This is a genomic window from Yeosuana sp. (genome assembly GCF_057126245.1).
The window spans coordinates 26075-44213 of the sequence record NZ_DBNGMQ010000050.1 but is presented as its reverse complement, the minus strand read 5'-3'; the positions used below and the strand labels follow the sequence as shown (position 1 = coordinate 44213).

13 protein-coding genes and 1 tRNA gene are annotated in these 18139 nt (G+C 32.3%); 10 read left to right on the top strand and 4 right to left on the bottom strand.

Features of this window, described 5'->3' with window-relative positions:
* Window positions 1-224 precede the first annotated feature (224 nt).
* Window positions 225-297: transfer RNA gene (locus AC15TD_RS05650), tRNA-Phe, on the bottom strand.
* Between the two features lie 98 nt (window positions 298-395).
* Between AC15TD_RS05650 and AC15TD_RS05645 the strand changes: the two genes are divergently transcribed.
* The 7 genes from AC15TD_RS05645 to AC15TD_RS05615 all read left to right on the top strand — a co-directional run bounded on the left by AC15TD_RS05645 (window position 396) and on the right by AC15TD_RS05615 (window position 8206).
* Window positions 396-1127, top strand: a complete 732-nt coding sequence (locus tag AC15TD_RS05645; protein ID WP_484451159.1) for a type III pantothenate kinase — start codon at window positions 396-398, stop codon at window positions 1125-1127.
* Window positions 1124-2434, top strand: coding sequence for a BamG family beta-barrel-assembly machinery protein (gene bamG / locus AC15TD_RS05640; RefSeq protein ID WP_484451158.1), 1311 nt, complete (start codon window positions 1124-1126; stop codon window positions 2432-2434). The genes AC15TD_RS05645 and bamG overlap by 4 nt, the downstream gene beginning before the upstream one ends.
* 18 nt (window positions 2435-2452) lie before the next feature.
* Window positions 2453-3835, top strand: coding sequence for a hypothetical protein (locus AC15TD_RS05635; protein ID WP_484451157.1), 1383 nt, complete (start codon window positions 2453-2455; stop codon window positions 3833-3835).
* Between the two features lie 32 nt (window positions 3836-3867).
* Window positions 3868-4389: an LPS export ABC transporter periplasmic protein LptC gene (gene lptC / locus AC15TD_RS05630; protein ID WP_484451156.1), complete on the top strand. Its 522-nt coding sequence runs from the start codon at window positions 3868-3870 to the stop codon at window positions 4387-4389.
* A gap of 64 nt (window positions 4390-4453) precedes the next feature.
* Complete coding sequence (locus AC15TD_RS05625; RefSeq protein ID WP_484451155.1) at window positions 4454-4642, top strand: hypothetical protein; 189 nt, start codon at window positions 4454-4456, stop codon at window positions 4640-4642.
* A gap of 6 nt (window positions 4643-4648) precedes the next feature.
* Window positions 4649-5938 carry a hemolysin family protein gene (locus AC15TD_RS05620; RefSeq protein ID WP_484451154.1) on the top strand — a complete coding sequence of 430 codons (1290 nt, stop codon included), beginning with the start codon at window positions 4649-4651 and terminating at the stop codon, window positions 5936-5938.
* A 138-nt stretch (window positions 5939-6076) separates the two neighbouring features.
* The gene (locus AC15TD_RS05615; RefSeq protein WP_484451153.1) at window positions 6077-8206 is read left to right on the top strand and encodes a peptidylprolyl isomerase; all 2130 of its coding nucleotides are present in this window, start codon (window positions 6077-6079) and stop codon (window positions 8204-8206) included.
* Window positions 8207-8262: 56 nt separating this feature from the next.
* On the opposite strand, the gene AC15TD_RS05610 is transcribed toward AC15TD_RS05615, so the two are convergent.
* The gene (locus AC15TD_RS05610; RefSeq protein ID WP_484451152.1) at window positions 8263-9180 is read right to left on the bottom strand and encodes a GYDIA family GHMP kinase; all 918 of its coding nucleotides are present in this window, start codon (window positions 9178-9180) and stop codon (window positions 8263-8265) included.
* Window positions 9177-10499, bottom strand: a complete 1323-nt coding sequence (locus tag AC15TD_RS05605) for a hydroxymethylglutaryl-CoA reductase, degradative (protein WP_484451151.1) — start codon at window positions 10497-10499, stop codon at window positions 9177-9179. The genes AC15TD_RS05610 and AC15TD_RS05605 overlap by 4 nt, the downstream gene beginning before the upstream one ends.
* 226 nt (window positions 10500-10725) lie before the next feature.
* Here AC15TD_RS05605 and AC15TD_RS05600 point away from each other — a divergent pair, with 226 nt between their 5' ends.
* The 3 genes from AC15TD_RS05600 to AC15TD_RS05590 all read left to right on the top strand — a co-directional run bounded on the left by AC15TD_RS05600 (window position 10726) and on the right by AC15TD_RS05590 (window position 14688).
* Window positions 10726-12258 (top strand): peptide MFS transporter, encoded by a 1533-nt coding sequence (locus AC15TD_RS05600; protein WP_484451150.1) that lies wholly within the window; start codon window positions 10726-10728, stop codon window positions 12256-12258.
* Between the two features lie 41 nt (window positions 12259-12299).
* On the top strand, window positions 12300-14054 hold the full coding sequence (locus AC15TD_RS05595) for a peptide MFS transporter (RefSeq protein WP_484451149.1): 1755 nt from the start codon (window positions 12300-12302) through the stop codon (window positions 14052-14054).
* An 88-nt stretch (window positions 14055-14142) separates the two neighbouring features.
* A complete protein-coding gene (locus AC15TD_RS05590) occupies window positions 14143-14688 on the top strand; it encodes a thioredoxin family protein (RefSeq protein ID WP_484451148.1) in 546 nt (181 codons plus the stop codon).
* A gap of 114 nt (window positions 14689-14802) precedes the next feature.
* On the opposite strand, the gene AC15TD_RS05585 is transcribed toward AC15TD_RS05590, so the two are convergent.
* Window positions 14803-18021: a WD40/YVTN/BNR-like repeat-containing protein gene (locus AC15TD_RS05585; protein ID WP_484451147.1), complete on the bottom strand. Its 3219-nt coding sequence runs from the start codon at window positions 18019-18021 to the stop codon at window positions 14803-14805.
* Window positions 18022-18139: the final 118 nt, after the last annotated feature.

Genomic DNA, 18139 nt, shown 5'->3' with positions numbered 1-18139 from the left:
ATCCTATACAAGTTAAGAAATAAATATCAAATTCTATAAGTCATTCTTTTCAAAATAAAATTGTCCTACAAAAAATGGCACTACTTGTATGGCATAAAAAAATAGTGAAGATTTTAAAGTATCAAACTAAAAGGAGTTATATCGAACTATTTTTTTTTGATGATTTGAATATTGAAAATAAAAAAAACCCTCCAAATTTCTTTAAAGGGTTTAAGGTTTTAATGTGGTACCTCCAGGAATCGAACCAGGGACACAAGGATTTTCAGTCCTTTGCTCTACCAACTGAGCTAAGGTACCATGATTAAATGCGGTTGCAAATATATATTCATTTTTATAATCCGCCAAAAGAAAATTATAAAAAATGGTTTTGTAAATTTACGTTTTTAATTAGATATATGAATTTAGTAATAGATGTTGGTAATTCTTTGGTGAAACTTGCTGTTTTTGAAGAAGATACGATTAAAAGTAAAAAAACAATAGAATTAAATTTTATTAGAAAAAACATAGATGATTTAAAAATTAAGTATCAACAATTAGATAAAGCCATTATATCTTCCGTTGGAAAATTAAAAAAAACAGATATTGCTCATATTAAAGAGAATTTTGATTTATTAGAGTTAAATGCATCTACCAAACTCCCTTTTAAAAATTGTTATAAAACCCCGAGCACTTTAGGAATGGATAGAGTGGCTTTGGTAAGTGCCTCAATTCAACAATACCCAAAACGTAATGTGTTAATAATAGATGCAGGAACGTGCATCACATATGATTTTGTTTCTGACAGGAATGAGTATTTGGGTGGCGCTATTTCTCCTGGAATCCGCATGCGTTATCAATCATTAAATAATTTAACGGCAAAATTACCGTTGTTAGATCTAGAAGAGCCAAAAAATATCATTGGTGATTCTACAAAAGATTCAATTCATTCTGGCGTTGTATTTGGTGTTTTAATGGAAATAGAAGGTATTATTAAGTATTATACATTAAAATTTGAAGATTTAACAGTTATTTTAACAGGAGGAAACGCTAATTTCTTGTCTAAACAATTAAAAAGTAGCATATTTGCCAACTCTAATTTTCTTTTAGAGGGATTGAACTATATTTTACAATTTAATTCAAACGAATGATTAAAAAACTTGTATTAGTTTTTATAACTTTTATTACAATTCAAAGTTACTCTCAACAAGGTACTGCTTCACCATACTCTTTTTATGGCATAGGAAGTTCAAACTTTAAAGGAACCGTTGAAAATAGAAGTATGGGAGGCTTAAGCATTTATATGGATAGTATTCATGTAAATTTAAGAAATCCAGCATCTAATGCCTCTGAAAATTTAGGGTCAAATCCTTTTAATGGAGAAAGTAGACCTGTAAAATATACCGTTGCAGGAGGACAATCATCGTTAGATTTAAAAAGTGCTACCAGCAGTGATAAAGCCACTTCATCAACGTTTAATTATTTAGCACTTTCTATTCCATTGGGTAAATTTGGAATGGGATTTAGTTTGTTGCCCCAAACATCTGTAGGTTATAAATTAGAGAATATAGATTCAGAAGGTAATTTAATAAATAGGTTTAGAGGAGAAGGTGGCCTTAATAAGGTTAATTTATCCTTAGGTTATTATCTTGCCGAAGGATTAAGTATTGGGATTGATGCGAATTACAATTTCGGAAATATTCAAAATAGTGTTATTGAATATATTTATGATACAGACGGTATACCATTACAATACCAATCACGTGAAAACAATCGATCAGACTTAAGTGGATTAAATTTAAATTTTGGATTGTCATATAAAAGAAAGCTTAATAAATATGAGCTTGTTTCTGGTGTAACTTTTAAACCAGAAAGTAATTTGACGTCTAACAATGCGAGAACTATTTCAACCATATTTATTAATTCCAATACACAAACTGAAACAGAATTAAATGCTTATGATTCTAATCTTAAGTCTCAAGGTTTAGCCAGAACAGAGTTAACTTTACCATCTAAACTATCGTTTGGAGTTGGTATTGGTCAGCCTAGAGTGTGGTTTGTAGGTGCCGAATATACGACAGAAAACACAAGTAAGTTTTTTAATCCATTATACAGTAGCTTAACAACTAAATATGAAAACGCCTCAAATATTTCTTTTGGAGGCTTTTATATACCACAATATAATTCGTTTAATAATTACTTAAAACGTATCGTTTACAGAGCTGGTTTGCATTATGAAAAAACCGGATTAAATATAAATGATGAGTCTATAAACGAGTTTGGCATATCTTTTGGATTAGGTTTACCAGTAGGGAACATATTCTCTAATGCAAATTTAGGTTTTGAAATAGGAAAAAGAGGAACAACAAACAATAATTTAATTCAAGAGAATTTTGTTAATTTTCAATTAAGCTTATCTTTGAACGACAGATGGTTCCAAAAAAGGAAATATGACTAACACCATAAAATTATTATCATGAAAACTAGAATTACTTTAATCTTAGCTTTACTATTTTTTGTAAGCAACATTAGTTTTGCCCAGCAAGACGAGGAATGTATGACTAAGCTTTCAATATTCCATGAGTATGTTAAAGCTAAAAATTATGATGCCGCTTACCAGCCATGGATGGACGTGAGAAATAAGTGTCCAAAATTCAATAACGCCATTTATATTGACGGTGAGAAAATTTTAGATGATAAAATTGAAAGATCAGTTGGAGCAGATAAAGAAGCTTACATTAATGACCTTATTTTACTTTGGCAACAAAGAGTTGAGCATTTTGCCAGTAAAACTCCAAAAGGGGAGTATGCAGCTCAAGCTTGCCAATTATTATATAACAATAAAGAAGTGATGCACAAGAGTACTGAGGAATTGTATGATTGTTTTGATGCAGCTTATAAATTAGACAAGGAAACATTTACTAACCCTAAAAGTTTATATACCTATTTTTCTTTGATGGTTGATTTGTATGATGCTCGTAAAAAACCTGCTGAAGACTTATTTAATAAATATGATGATATTGTTGATAAAGTTGACGAAGAAGTAGAAAACTATTCACAAAAACTTAATAAACTTATAACTAAAGAAGAAGCTGGTGAAATTTTAACGAGTAAAGAAGGTAAGTATAAAAGGTTTTATGAAAGCTATTTAAAGGCGTATGATCAAATTTCTTCTGGTATTGATGAAAAATTAGGAACAAGAGCTAATTGCGATAATTTAATACCATTATACAAAAGAGATTTTGAAGAGTTTAAAGATGATGCTGTTTGGCTAAAACGTGCGGTAAGCAGAATGTTTAATAAAGAATGTACAGATGATCCTTTATATATTGAGCTAGTAAAAGCCTATGATGCTAAAGCCCCATCTTCAGATACAAAATACTTTGTAGGAGGGCTATTATTAAAAGAAGGGAAAGAAAATGAAGCAATCAGCTATTTCCAACAATCTTTTGATTTGGAAACGGATTCTTATAAAAAATCTAAATTATCAAACAGAATTGGTTTAATTCTTAAAAAGAAAGGTAGATTCGGACAAGCAAGAGGATATTTTAGAGATGCTTTAAAACTTAATCCATCAAACGGTAGACCTCATTTATCAATAGCTGGGATGTACGCCTCAAGTGCTAATAATTGTGGAGATACCAACTTTAATAAAAGAGCGGTATTTTGGTTGGCTGCAGATGAAGCAAGAAAAGCAGCTAGAGTAGATGCTACGTTAACAAAGGATGCTGCACAAACAGCAGAAAATTATTTATCAAAAGCACCTTCAAAAGCAGAAATATTTTCTGAAGGTAATGGTGGATCAGTCATAAAAATTGGATGTTGGATCAACGCATCGGTCACCGTTCCAAAGATTTAATGAATTGTATTAAAAAAAATATCATTTCATATATGGTCACAGTATTTACTGTGACCATGTTTTTTTCATGTAATAATAGTTTAAATGAAGTCCAGAAAATAGGTATTTCTGAAAACGAACCTATTGGTATTGCCGAAGAAATTAATTTAAAATATACAGATTCTGGTAAGGTAAAGGCGATTCTTTTAAGCCCTAAAATGTTTGATTATAGTAATAGAGAATTTCCTTTTAGTGAGTTCCCTGAAGGGATTAATCTAGAATTGTTCGATGACGATAATCAAAAAAGCATTGTGCTAGCTGATTATGCCATTGTTTATGACAATACAGACTTGATGGATTTACAAGGCCATGTTGTTATTACTACAAAAGATAATGATACCTTATATGCAGAGCAATTGTTTTACGATCAGAAAAGAGAGTGGCTATTTACCAATAAACCAGTTACTTTTAGAACAGGTTCAGATTTAATTAATGGTAATGGTTTTGACTCTGATACTAAGTTTACAAATGCAGAGGTTCTTGAAATAAATGGTATTATAACCGTTGATGAATAATTTATACCAATAAAATTCTTCAAGGTTTTTTTAAGTATCTTTGCCTTATAATTAATATTTTACCATGATGCTAGCTAAGTTTTTTCAATATGCCTATTTAATTTTTGCCGTGTTATTTATATACGATGGTATTTCAAAATGGGGTAATGGCACTAATGGGTCATATATTTCTTTAGGATTAGCAGCCTTAGCTATTTTTATGTTCTTTTTTAGACAGAAATTCAGAAATAAATATGAAAATAAAGACAAGTAAAACTAAATGAGTCTTTATATCATTATTATCATAGTCTCCTTATTGTTATCAGCCTTTTTTTCAGGTATGGAGATTGCCTATGTGTCTTCAAACAAAATCCATATTGAAATTGAAAAAAAACAGGAAGGGTTTTTAGCTACTATTCTAACAAAACTGACAGAGAAACCATCAAAATATATTGCAACTATGCTTATTGGTAACAATATAGCGTTAGTTATTTATGGATTTTTTATGGGCGATTTATTGGTAGAATGGTTCCAGTCCATGCTTCCATTAGCCTCTAGTTTTTTAAACTACTTACTTACAGATTTAAGCTTATTAACACAAACCGTAATTTCTACCCTTGTTATTTTAATAACCGCTGAATTTTTACCTAAAGTATTTTTTCAAATTTATGCCAATACCTTAATAAAAGTTTTAGCAGTGCCAGCTTATATCTTTTATTTGCTGTTCTCATATGTTTCAGATTTTGTTATTTGGATATCTGATATGATTTTAAGACAATTTTTTAAAACTGAAGGCGATCAAATACAGTTGGCATTTACAAAAATAGAGCTAGGTAATTACATTAGTGAGCAAATGGAATCTGTTGAAGAACATGATGAAGTAGATTCTGAAATTCAAATTTTTCAAAATGCTCTTGAGTTTTCAGAAGTAAAAGCTCGCGAAGTTATGGTGCCCAGAACAGAGATTATTGCGGTAGAATTAAACAGCACAATAAAAGCGCTTAACGCGTTGTTTACCGAAACCGGATGTACTAAAATATTGGTTTACAAAGATACTATTGATGATATTTTAGGGTACGTACATTCTTTCGAATTATTTAAAAAACCAAAAACCATCAAATCTATTATACTACCCGTAGAATTTGTTCCAGAAACTGTTCTAATAAAGGATGTGCTTAATGTCCTTATGAAAAAACGTAAAAGTATCGCCGTAGTTTTAGATGAATATGGAGGAACATCGGGAATTATGACGGTTGAAGATATTGTTGAAGAATTATTTGGTGAAATAGAAGATGAACATGATACAGACCACTTAATTGAGGAAAAAATAGATGAGGAAACCTTTAAATTTTCTGCACGTTTAGATGTTGATTATATTAATGAAACGTTCAAGATAAACCTGCCTGAAAGTGAAAATTATGAAACCTTAGGTGGCTTAATTGTAAATAGGACAGAGCAGATTCCACAGCAAAATGAGGTGGTTATAATTGACGCTTTTCAATTCACCGTTTTAGAGGTTTCAAACACTAAAATAGATATGGTTGAACTTAAACTTTTAAAAGAAGATTAAATTCATAGATTTTAAGTTAATTAAAGCATCATTCTGTTTTATTATTAAATAGAAAATGGTATTTTCGCGCACAATATTTTTATAACAAACTAAACAAGCACACAATCTTTTTTTAAGGGTTTTTAAAATAATTTACAAATGGCAGTTTTAAATAAAATCAGACAACGTTCACTTTTTTTAATAATCGTAATAGCTCTTGCACTTTTTTCATTCGTATTAGCCGATTTATTTAAAAATAACAATGCATTCAGTGCAAAATCTCAAAACACGGTTGGAACTGTTAATGGAAAAGACATTACACGTGAAGATTTTTTACAGAAAGTTGAAGTAGCTCAAAAACAAGCAGGTCCTTCTGCAACCAATACTCAAGTGATGAATAGAGTTTGGGATCAAGAAGTGAGACAAGCCGTTATGGAAACTCAATTTGAAAAATTAGGTATTTCTGTAGAAAAAGATCAGATGAGAGACTTACTTAAAAATGCGTTGGCAACAAGTCCGGAATTTTTAAATGAAGCTGGTTTGTTTGATGAAAATAAATTGAATGAATACATTATTAATTTAAAAGAAACATCAGCTGCAACCTATCAGGATTGGATTAATTACGAACAATCGTTAGCTTCAAATGCATTACAACAAAATTATTTTAATCTGGTAAAAGCTGGATTAACCGGTACGCTTGAAGAAGGGAAATTAGAGCATAAATTACAAGGGGATAAAGTAGATATTAAATTTGTACAAATTCCGTTTACATCGATCCCAGATAGTACGGTTACCGTTTCTAAATCTGATATTTCAAGTTATATTAAAGATCATAAAGATCAATATCAGGTAGAAGCTTCTACGGATATTAGATATGTAGAATTTAAAGAAGAAGCAACAGTCCAGGACGAAGAAGATATTAGAACGGGTTTAAAGGCATTGATTAATGATTATGAAATATATAATGAAAGCTCAAAATCAAACGAGACGGTTACAGGGTTTTTAAAAACACAAGAGAATGAAGCTTTTGTTAATTCAAATTCTGATATAAAATTTGATAGCCGTTTTGTGTTTAAATCAGCATTGCCAAAAGCATTTTCAGATAGCATTTATAATTTAAATGTTGGTGAAATTTATGGACCATATAAAGACAACGGATATTTTAAAGTATCTAAGCTAATCGCTGTAAAACAATTACCAGATTCAGCGAAGGTAAGACACATCTTAATTCCTTATCTAGGGGCAAGAAGCGCAGATGAAACGATAACACAAACTGAAGCCGAAGCGAAACAAACAGCCGATAGCCTTTTAACGATTTTAAAATCCAATAAATCAAAGTTCCCAGAATTCGTTACAGCATTTTCGTCAGATAAAGGAAGTGTTGAAAATGAAGGACGATATGATTGGCACCCATACAATACAATGGTGCCAGAATTTAATGATTTTGAGTTTGAAGGAAAGGTTGGCGATTTAGGTGTTGTTAAAACGATTTTCGGATTCCATATCATCGAAATTGAAGGTCAGAAAAACGAACAAAAGGCAGTTCAGGTAGGAACCATTGCTAGAAAAATTGAACCATCTCAAGCAACCATTGATAAAGTGTTTAGAGACGCTTCAAACTTCGAAATTTCTTTGGAGAAAAAAGATTTTAAAGAATTAGCTGATGAAAGTAAATATGCAGTTCGTCCTGTAAACAGCATTAAAGTTTTAGACGAAAATATACCAGGTATTGGCAATCAAAGACAAATTGTTAGATGGGCATTTAATGAAGATACTGAAGCAGGTGAAACAAAACGTTTTAATATTACTTCGGGTTATGCGATAGTTCAATTGGTAGCAAAACATGAAGCGGGATTAATGAGTGTTGAGGAAGCTACAGTTTCGGCTATGCCAGCCATTAGAAAACTGAAAAAGGCTGAAATAATTAGAGGAAAAGTAAGTACAACTAATCTTGATGATTTAGCTGCTGCTCAAAACACCTCTGTAAGAACAGCATTAGCTGTAAATATGAAAAATCCAACCATATCTGGAGCAGGCAGAGAACCTTTTGTTGTAGGTGCAGCTTTTGGTTTGAAAGAAGGAGAAACGTCTAAATTAATTGATGGCAATAACGGTGTTTATATGGTTCAAGTGACTAAAATAACCCCGGCTGTTGAATTAGATAATTATCAAGCATTAGCAAATCAAGTTGAAAATCAGAAGATGAATGTTGTTAACACGAAGCTTTTTGATGCTTTAAAAGAAGCAGCGGAAATTGAAGATAATAGAGCAAAATCTCAAATTGAATAAAAGCGATTAATAAAGAAATAAAAATGAGTCTCGATTTTCGAGGCTTTTTTTATGGCTTAATGTTTTAGAATCATATCACTGAATGGAATAATAGTTTCAAAGCCTTTACTTTTAAAATAGGGTTCTGGATTCGTTTCAGATGTAACTAAAATAAAATCGCCACCCCATGCACCTAAACTTTTAATACTTCCTTTAAAATCATTGAAGAAATGAGCTTTTACGGGCTTTTGTTTTATTAATTTCGAAATTATGGTTTCGTGGTGTGTTATGAGTTTTTCAAAAAAAGAAAGAGATTGACATGAAATAATTTCAGAGGTAATATGGTTTATTTCATCAATAAAATTTGAGGCAGATGTGTTGTTAGACTTATATTGTGCAATGCCATCCCGACTATTTTGCTTTTTGTTGAGATACACAAAATATAAATCATTTTTAAAATCAGGGTTAAAGTTAACTGCATTTACTTTAGGGATGCTATTTTGTAATTGATAGGTTATCGGGTGATTGTTTTGTGCACAAGCAATATCATAACCGCTTCCGCCAAAGGTCATCTCCAGCAATCTGTAAGCATCAACTTCTGTCCATTGGGCTATATTATTTATAAGTGTTGAAGAGGTTCCTAAACCCCATTCTCTTTTAAAATCTAAATAAGTAAAAATTTCATATCCCTTACCCGAACTTAAAAAATTTGGATTAAGTTGTTGAACTGATTTTAAAATTTGAATCAGTCTTCTGGAAAAATCATTGCGGGAAAGGTCTAACGAATCAATCTGTTCAATTAGAAACGAATCTTCAAACCAGATGGTTCCTTTTTCGTCGTAACTTTTCCAAATAATTTTTGGATAATCAATAGTTGTAATCTTTAAACTTTGACCAAATTTTGTGGGTACAGCAAGTGATAAAGCACCATCTAGTACGACGTACTCGCCTGTAATAAGTAATTTTCCGTTGCTATAGAAGGTTTTTAAATTCAATTTCTAGTTCTTATTTTTTGTAATACTTCTACAACTTCACTATGTGAAACGGTATGGGTTTTAAAATAGTCAAAAATAACAGCCTTCTCTTGGTCAGTAGCTTCAAATTGATTTAAAATATTCATTAAATGCATTTTCATATGCCCTTTTTGAATACCCGTCGTAGTAAGAGATCTTAAAGCGGCAAAATTTTGAGACAATCCAGCGACCGCTACAATCTGCATGAGTTCTTTTGCTGAAGGGTTATCAAGTAATTCTAATGAAAGTTTTACAAGTGGATGTAAACCTGTGAGTCCGCCTACGGTTCCAAGAGCTAATGGAATTTCCATCCAAAATGAAAAGATGCCATTTTCAACTTTAGCATGTGTTAAACTGCTGTATGTTCCGTTTCTTGATGCATAGGCATGTACACCAGCTTCTATGGCTCTAAAATCGTTTCCTGTTGCTAAAACAACCGCATCAATGCCATTCATGATGCCTTTATTATGAGTCACGGCTCTATAGGGTTCAACTTCAGCAATATTCACGGCCTGAACAAATTTTAAAGCAAACTCTTCTGGAGAAATATCTTCATCTTCATTTAAATCTTCAACCTTACAACATACTTCAGTTCTAACTAAGCAATCAGGAACATAATTTGATAAAATACTCATGACTATTTGTATATCCTTTTCTGAATTTAAAAACCCCTCATAATTATTGGCTTCCTCTTTAAACGTTTTAGCAAATTGTTCAAGGCATGAGTTGATAAAATTTGCACCCATGGCATCAAGGGTCTCAAATGAGACATGAAGTTGAAAATATCCCTTAATATCAGCTGTTTTATCTCTTAATTCAATATTAATTACACCACCACCACGCTGTTCCATATTTTTTGTAATGGGCTTTGCATCTTTAAGAAGTTTTGGTTTTATGTAATTAAAATAAGATTTTAAATTGTTAGGGTTACCATGGTACATAAAATGTACCTGACCAATTTTTGTAGTAGAAATGACCCTAGTTTTAAACCCACCTCTTTCTAACCAAAATTTTGCTGATTTACTGGCAGCTGCGACCACAGAACTTTCTTCGATGGCCATTGGTATGGCATATAGTTTTTTATTAATTAAAAAATTTGGAGCTACTCCAAGTGGCAAGTAATAATTAGAAATGGTATTTTCAATAAACTCATCATGAAGTTGTTGCAACTTTTTATCAGTATTCCAATATTGCTCTAAAATATACGTTGCTGAAGGATTTTTTGAAAGGTAGTTATTGACAATCCATTCAATTTTTTTTGACTTAGATAGTTTAGAAAAACCAGAGATAGTTTTGTTCATTTAATAATGGTTTAAATAACAAATATAGTATATCTAGTTTTTAAATTATACAATGCTTTTAATGTTAAGAATAAATAATATTTAACTGTTAATAATGCAGGTTTTTTGTTTAATTTTTAGTAAACTTGGTAACTTTTATTGATTAAGCAAGAAATAACAGAATTTAACATGATTATTTTAAAATCAATAGAGGTATTTTTTTTGAATTTTTAACGAAGATATTTTTATGACAAGCACAGCATTAAAACCACATCAAAGAGAGCTTTTTGGTCAGCCAGTTGGTCTTTACATATTATTTTTAACAGAAATGTGGGAGCGTTTTTCGTATTATGGTATGAGAGCGCTTTTAGTTTTATATATGACAACAGCAACAGTAGGAGATGAAAGAGGTGCTGGTTTAGGATGGTCAAGTAAAGAAGCTTTGGCACTTTACGGATGGTACACGATGTTGGTATATGTCATGTCGATTCCAGGCGGAATGATTGCAGATAAGTTATTAGGTCAGAAAAAAGCAGTTCTAGTTGGTGCTGTTGTATTATGCATGGGGCATGGTGTTTTAGTTCTTACAGATACTTGGGCATTTTATACGGGTTTAGGATTGGTAATTTTAGGTGTTGGCTTATTGAAACCAAATATTTCTACAATGGTTGGTGGTTTATATAAAGAAGGTGATATTAGACGAGATAAAGGGTTTAGTATATTTTATATAGGTATTAATTTGGGCTCCTTATTAGCCACTACTTTTGTGGGTTTTGTAGTTTTAGAATGGGGTTGGCATGCGGGTTTTGGTCTGGCTGGAATTGTAATGCTTTTAGGTTTAATTAACTATTTATTTGGTCAAAAGTATTTAACACAAGTGGGAAACTTTGTGGAAACTAAGGGCGACCCTAATGAAATTTCTTATGGCAAATTATACTCTAAATTGTTCAGTTCGCCAAAACAATTGTTGTTTACTGGAATCTTACTAGCAGCGTCAATTTATGGATGGTATACATTAGAATGGGGTTATGGACTGTTATTTTTGTTTTTAACTGCGATTGCAGCTTTGCTTATGATGATTTATAAGGAATTAGACACGCAGGTATATAAAGACCGGTTTATGGTTTTATTATTATCATTTATTATGGTTATTGTATTTTGGGGTGCGTTTGAGCAAGCGGGTGGATTAATGAATTTATATACTGAATCTAAAATTGATAGGGTTTTATTTGGTTGGGAAATACCGACAGTAATGTTTCAAGGTCTTAATGCCGGATTTATTATTTTATTTGCAACGGTTGTTGCTAGTATTTGGGCTAAAAGAAAGCTGAAAGGAAAAGAAGGTACGTCTATATTTAAAATGGCTATAGGAATTATTATCATGGGCTTTGGATTTGTATTTATGGTATTTGCAGCTATGGAATTTGAAAAATCCGGATCTTCTAGTATGATATGGTTGGTGTTAGCATACTTTTTCCATACCATTGGAGAGCTTTGTTTGTCTCCAGTAGCGTTGTCATTTATTACAAAATTAGCACCTGTAAAATATGTCTCTTTAATGATGGGCGTTTATTTTGCGGCTACCGGTCTAGGTAGTAAAGTGGCTGGTGTTGTGGGAGAATCAGCCTCAGATTTTGGTGAATACGCTATTTTTTCAGGAATATTAATTTTTACTGTCATTATAGGATCCTTGTTTATATTAATCTTAAAGCCACTTAAGCGGTTAACGCATGGAGCCGAAGATCAAGAACGAGTCATGCATTCTTATGATTCTGAATAATTAATTAAGTTTATTTAAATTACATCTAAATCACATAGACTATGAGTCAAAATTCAACAGACCAATTCTTTAAAACTACAGTACTTGGTCATCCGGCTGGACTTTTTGTATTATTTTTTACCGAGATGTGGGAACGTTTTTCCTATTATGGAATGCGTGCCTTATTAGTTATGTTCTTTACAGCATCATTGCTTGATGGTGGCTGGGGTTGGCCTCGTGAACATGCCTTTGCTATTTTTGGTACTTACACCTCCCTAGTATATTTGTCTACGTTATTAGGCGGGTATTTTGCCGATAAGATTATTGGTTTTAGGTGGGCTGTTGTTGTGGGGGCTCTGTTAATGACTCTGGGTCATGCTTCAATGGCTTTAGAATCGCCATTCTTTATCTATTTAGGATTGACACTCTTGGTTTTTGGAAGTGGTTTTTTTAAACCAAATATGACTTCAATAATTTCTGAAATGTATAAAGATAGATCAGAGAAAAAAGATGGTGCCTACACTATTTTTTATATGGGTGTAAATGCTGGTGCATTCCTTGGAATTCTTTTATGTGGATATTTAGGAGAAAAAGTAGGTTGGAGTTGGGGCTTTGGTCTTGCCGGAGTGTTTATGTTTTTTGGACTTCTACAATTTTGGAAAGCTCAAAATATTTTCGGTGATATTGGAAAGAAACCTCTTAAATTACAAAAGGGAGAAAAAGTTGAACTAAAAGAAGGTGAAGTAAAATTAAATCCGTTTTCTGGATTTCAACTGTCTATTATTGTAATTGCTTCCGTATTAGGCTTGGCATGGATATTAAATGACCCTGTTTCTAAAATTTCTGGAAACGAGTATAATCTTTTTGATTTTTCAGCTATGGGTTTAGAGGGGCCAACGTTTATTATTCTTTTGGCTTTGTTATTATTCGTTCTATTATTGATAATAAGAATACCAAAATATGATAAAATAACGAGGGACAGAATGCTTGCAGTTATTTTCTTTGCCTTTATAACGATCTTCTTTTGGGCTATTTTTGAGCAATCACCTAGCTCTCTAACGATTTTTGCCAGAGATTATACGCAACGTGTACTTGAAGGCAATTCTGCAATGATTTTTAAAATTGTAAATTCATTAATGACTTTAGTGCCTTTAGGAATTATAACACGTGTTTTATGGTTGTTATTTAAAAAGACCTTTTCAAAATATGCACTGTCTAATTTAATTTTAGCAACCAGTTTTGTTATTATTTGGGCGATTGCAATTTGGATGTTATATACTGAATATTTGAAAGAAATAGCAGAAGTACCGGCATCTTGGTTTGGCGTCTTAAACTCATTGTTTATTATTGCCTTTGCACCCTTATTTTCAAAATGGTGGGAAAGTAAGTATAACCCAAATGCCAATATGAAATATGCGATTGGCATGGTATTATTAGGTTTAGGGATGGCTTGTGTAGCAATTGGTGCTATGGGAATTGAACCTGGAGCACAAACAGCGAAAGTAAGTTTGATTTGGCTCGTGCTGGTGTATTTTTTCCATACTATGGGAGAATTATGTGTGTCGCCAGTAGCATTGTCTTATGTTAGTAAATTGGTTCCTGGACGTATGATAGCGATGATGTTTGGTATTTGGTATTTGGCAGTTGCAATAGGAATGAAAATGGCTGGAGTTTTTGGAGAAGCTTCAGAAGGTATTGCTGAAACGGAAGGTTTAAGTTACTTCTTTTGGCTGTTAACTGCCGTGGCAGTTGGTCTAGGAGTTCTTTCAGCTGTTTTATATCCAGTTATAAAAAAATTAATGCATGGTATCCGTTAATCGAAAAAATAGTTAAAAATTATTCAAAATGCTCCTATCTTGGAGCATTTTTTGTAAGTTCGGTATAAGTTTTGCAACAAATAATATTATGAAAAAAATACGATTTATATTGCTTTTAGCTGTTTTTACTTCAGTTAATAGTATAGCTCAAGAGATTAATTGGATAACACTTGAAAAGGCAGTAGCGCTTCAAAAGCAAGCACCAAAAAAAATTATGATGGACGTTTATACCAGTTGGTGTGGTCCTTGTAAAATGCTTGATAAAAATACGTTTCAGAATGCCGATGTTGTAGATTATGTGAACAAGCATTACTATGCTGTTAAATTTAATGCTGAAGGGAATGAAAGTGTCGATTTTAAAGGGAAAACATTTTCTAATCCGGGATATAAGCCTGAATTAGCAAAAAGAAGAAACTCTCAACATCAGTTAGCTGGGTATTTTCAGGTAAGTGCGTATCCTACCATTGTTTTTATGGATGAAAAAGGAGATTTAATTGCTCCAATTCGCGGTTATAAAAATCCAAATCAGCTTGAGTTATATTTAAAAATGTTTAAAAGTGATGATCATAAAGCATTAGATTCTCAAGAAAAATTTAATAATTATTATACCGCATTTAAATCAGAATTCAAATAATTATTAGTGTATTAATCAGTAAAAACAAAAATGCCCTTTATAATTTTTATAAAGGGCATTTTTGTTTTTTAATACCTTTTGTTTGTAAATCTAGTAAAATAAGGATTACTCTTTCTAGCGTCGACCTTGCGAGGTATTAGTATATAAAATACCACCCAAATTTTCAAACTCTTTTTCTAAAGCAGGAATTTTATTAATAAATAAATCCGTTAGGTTAAATTTTACAGTCTCATAACCTTCTTTAGCAAGGTTAAATTGTTGTTTTTGCGATCCGGTAATATCTACCTGTGCTGAGCGACTTGTGTAAAGTGTAAATTGTAATCTACTAGAGACAGAGTTTTTTGCTCCAAAACCTCCAATTATTACCTTGGCTACCGAATCAATTTCAGTTTGCAACGTTTTTATTTTTGATATTAAAGCATCAGATTCAACGGGAGTATTTAAAAGAGTTTCCGCCATGTTTTTTAACGTATCATTCATCAATTTTATTTTATTTCTAGCAGCGTTGACTTTTAAACTTAAAGTGTTAGCTTCTTTTAAAAAAATAAAATTCGCAGCATAATTAGGTGTTCCAAGTGCGTTAGGTAAAGAATTGATTTTAAAAGTTTGGGGTTCTATCATTCTTGTAAAAATACCATCTATATTTTTATCAATAGTAACTTTATAAACCCCAGGTGGGACTTTCGGACCGCGACTAGTTAAATAGCTTAGATCCCAGTTTGTACTTTTGTAGCCTTCACTTAATGGTTCTGTAAACTTTCGTATAATCGAATTATTAGCATCGTAAATTGTAAAAACTAATGTAGGTTTCACCTCTTCCTTTTCAGCTAAAAGATCATCTTCCGAAGGATATAAAAATGCTCCTCCATCTTTATCAACAGCTTTCATGGCCTTAACGCGTTTTTGTTTTAAAGACTTAAATCCATTTTTAATATAATATTCAAAAGTTGCCGCAGGTTTTGGATTTGGCGTTCTGAAATGAACATCACCTTGATAACTTAAATTATTGGCCGGAAAATAAAGGAGTGCATCGTTTATTTCAAAGACATGAGCCTCTTTGTTTTCTATTTCTTGACTAAGCTTTCTTAATGAAGAATAATTGTCTAACACATAAAATCCTCTACCAAATGTTGCAACAACCAAGTCGTTTTCACGTTTTTGAATAGTGATATCTTTTATCTGAATTGTTGGAATTCCTTTTTTGATTTGAACCCATTTTTTACCACTGTCAATAGTTGTCCAAACGCCCCATTCGGTTCCAATAAATAGAATATTAGGATTTATATGATCTTCTTGAATACAATAAACGGTGCCCGAAGGTAAATTTGAGGCAATCGAAACCCATGACTTACCATTATCTACACTTTTTATTAAATATGGCGTAAAGTCACTGCTATTTTTTCTGCCATCAAAACATGCATAAATAGTGCCTTTTGTATGTTGAGAAGGAAGAATATAATTAACAAAGGTCATTTCTGGAACGCCTGGAAACTTGTCGTATCGTGTCCAGTTTACTCCATCATTTTCGGTAGTCCAAATTAACCCATCATCAGTTCCAGCATAAAGCATGCCTTGTTGTAATGGAGATTCTGCCAAGGCAAAAATATTACCAAATTTGGAAGTAGATAGATTTTTTGCAACGGCTTCGGGTGGCCAATATTTGCCCATCATTGGTAGGGTATTTTGATTAATACCTCTGGTCATATCTCCACTAATTTTATTCCAAGTTCCACCCATATCGGTACTTTTAAGAACATAATTCCCTCCTACATAAAGTGTTTTTGAATTGAATGCACTAATAAAATAAGGTGTATTCCAGTTCCAATTGTATTCTTCATCCGTAGTAGGCTGTGGTTTTATGGAAATACTGTTTCCGGTAGTTCTATCATATCTTTTTAATCCGCAATATTGAGATTCACAATAATGAATATCTGGATTATTTGGGTCCGGAATTGATAAATATCCATCACCTCCAATAGTATGAGTCCAATCGGCATTAACTAAATTGTTCCGATTTGTTTGAGATGGACCAAACCAAGAGCCATTATCTTGTGCACCACCATATACATTATAAAAAGGGAAGTCGTTATCCGTTCTTACATGATAATACTGGGTTATAGGGAGGTTATTTTTGAATTGCCACGTTGTCGCACGGTCGTAAGTTTCATAAATACCACCATCACAACCGGCTATATAATGATTGGTGTCATTTGGATCAATCCAAATAGCGTGATTATCAACATGTTTATTTCTACCTTCTATGTTTTTCCACGTTTTACCCCCGTCACTTGAAAGTGAATTATAAGTATCCATTAATATAACCACATCAGGATTTATAGGATCGGCATATACTTCATTATAATATTGAGGACTTCGAGGACCTTTATCACTTCTTTTTTCCCAGCTTTCACCCATATCACTCGATTTATAAAAAGCACTTTTGCTTTCGGGTAATTCAACTACGGCATAAATAATATCGGGGTTTGCAGGCGATAAGGCTAATCCAATTCTACCTATATCTCCTTTAGGTAAGCCTTTGGTTTGTTTTTTCCATGTAGAACCAGCATCTGTTGATTTATAAATGGCTGATTCGGGTCCGCCATTTATTTTAGAATACACACGTCTTTCACGCTGATGTGAAGACGCATATAAAATATCTGGATTCCTCGGGTCCATTTCCATATCAGAAACTCCAGTGTATTCTCCAATTTCGAGAATACGATTCCAAGTTTTTCCACCATCAATAGTTTTATAAAGTCCGCGTTCTCCACCAGGACCCCAGGCTTGACCTTGTGCAGCAACATAAACCGTATTACTATCTCTTGGATCTATCATTATTTTTCCAATTTGAGAACTCGTTTTGAGCCCCATATTAGTAAATGATTTTCCGCCATCGGTTGTTTTGTAAACACCATCTCCATAGGCCAAATTACGCTGGGAATTATTTTCTCCAGTACCTACCCATAATACATTTGAATTGTTTGGGTCCATAGCTAAACACCCAATTGAAAACACGGGTTGATCATCAAAAATTGGTTTAAAAGTGGTGCCATGATTAATTGTTTTCCAAAGTCCACCAGAAGCAACACCAACATAATATTCTGAGGGGTTTTCAGGATTCACAGCTAAATCAGAAATACGTCCAGAATAGGCTGCTGGACCAATACTCCGAAAGCTAAACATGTTTAACATTGAATCATTAAGTTCAAAATTAGTTTCTGATGCTTTTGTTGTTTTTTGTTTTTTTTGAGCGTGTAATCCTTGAAAGTTTATAAGCAATACTAGTGCTAATATAGATGTTACTATACATCTGTATGTTTTGGTGTGAAACATAGATTTTGATCTTAGTTTATAATCTTAAATAAGTTTTTTAAATGTATGAAAAAATGCACATTTAGTAATGCTGACATATGAAAATATTATGAATAGATGATTTAAATTTATGGTATAG

Bases quoted from the DNA above. Each gene is read 5' to 3' on its own strand.
- AC15TD_RS05645 (WP_484451159.1), top strand. From the start codon at position 396: ATGAATTTAGTAATAGATGTTGGTAATTCTTTGGTGAAACTTGCTGTT.
- bamG (WP_484451158.1), top strand. From the start codon at position 1,124: ATGATTAAAAAACTTGTATTAGTTTTTATAACTTTTATTACAATTCAA.
- AC15TD_RS05635 (WP_484451157.1), top strand. From the start codon at position 2,453: ATGAAAACTAGAATTACTTTAATCTTAGCTTTACTATTTTTTGTAAGC.
- lptC (WP_484451156.1), top strand. From the start codon at position 3,868: ATGGTCACAGTATTTACTGTGACCATGTTTTTTTCATGTAATAATAGT.
- AC15TD_RS05625 (WP_484451155.1), top strand. From the start codon at position 4,454: ATGATGCTAGCTAAGTTTTTTCAATATGCCTATTTAATTTTTGCCGTG.
- AC15TD_RS05620 (WP_484451154.1), top strand. From the start codon at position 4,649: ATGAGTCTTTATATCATTATTATCATAGTCTCCTTATTGTTATCAGCC.
- AC15TD_RS05615 (WP_484451153.1), top strand. From the start codon at position 6,077: ATGGCAGTTTTAAATAAAATCAGACAACGTTCACTTTTTTTAATAATC.
- AC15TD_RS05605 (WP_484451151.1), bottom strand. From the start codon at position 10,499: ATGAACAAAACTATCTCTGGTTTTTCTAAACTATCTAAGTCAAAAAAA.
- AC15TD_RS05600 (WP_484451150.1), top strand. From the start codon at position 10,726: ATGACAAGCACAGCATTAAAACCACATCAAAGAGAGCTTTTTGGTCAG.
- AC15TD_RS05595 (WP_484451149.1), top strand. From the start codon at position 12,300: ATGAGTCAAAATTCAACAGACCAATTCTTTAAAACTACAGTACTTGGT.
- AC15TD_RS05590 (WP_484451148.1), top strand. From the start codon at position 14,143: ATGAAAAAAATACGATTTATATTGCTTTTAGCTGTTTTTACTTCAGTT.
- AC15TD_RS05585 (WP_484451147.1), bottom strand. From the start codon at position 18,021: ATGTTTCACACCAAAACATACAGATGTATAGTAACATCTATATTAGCA.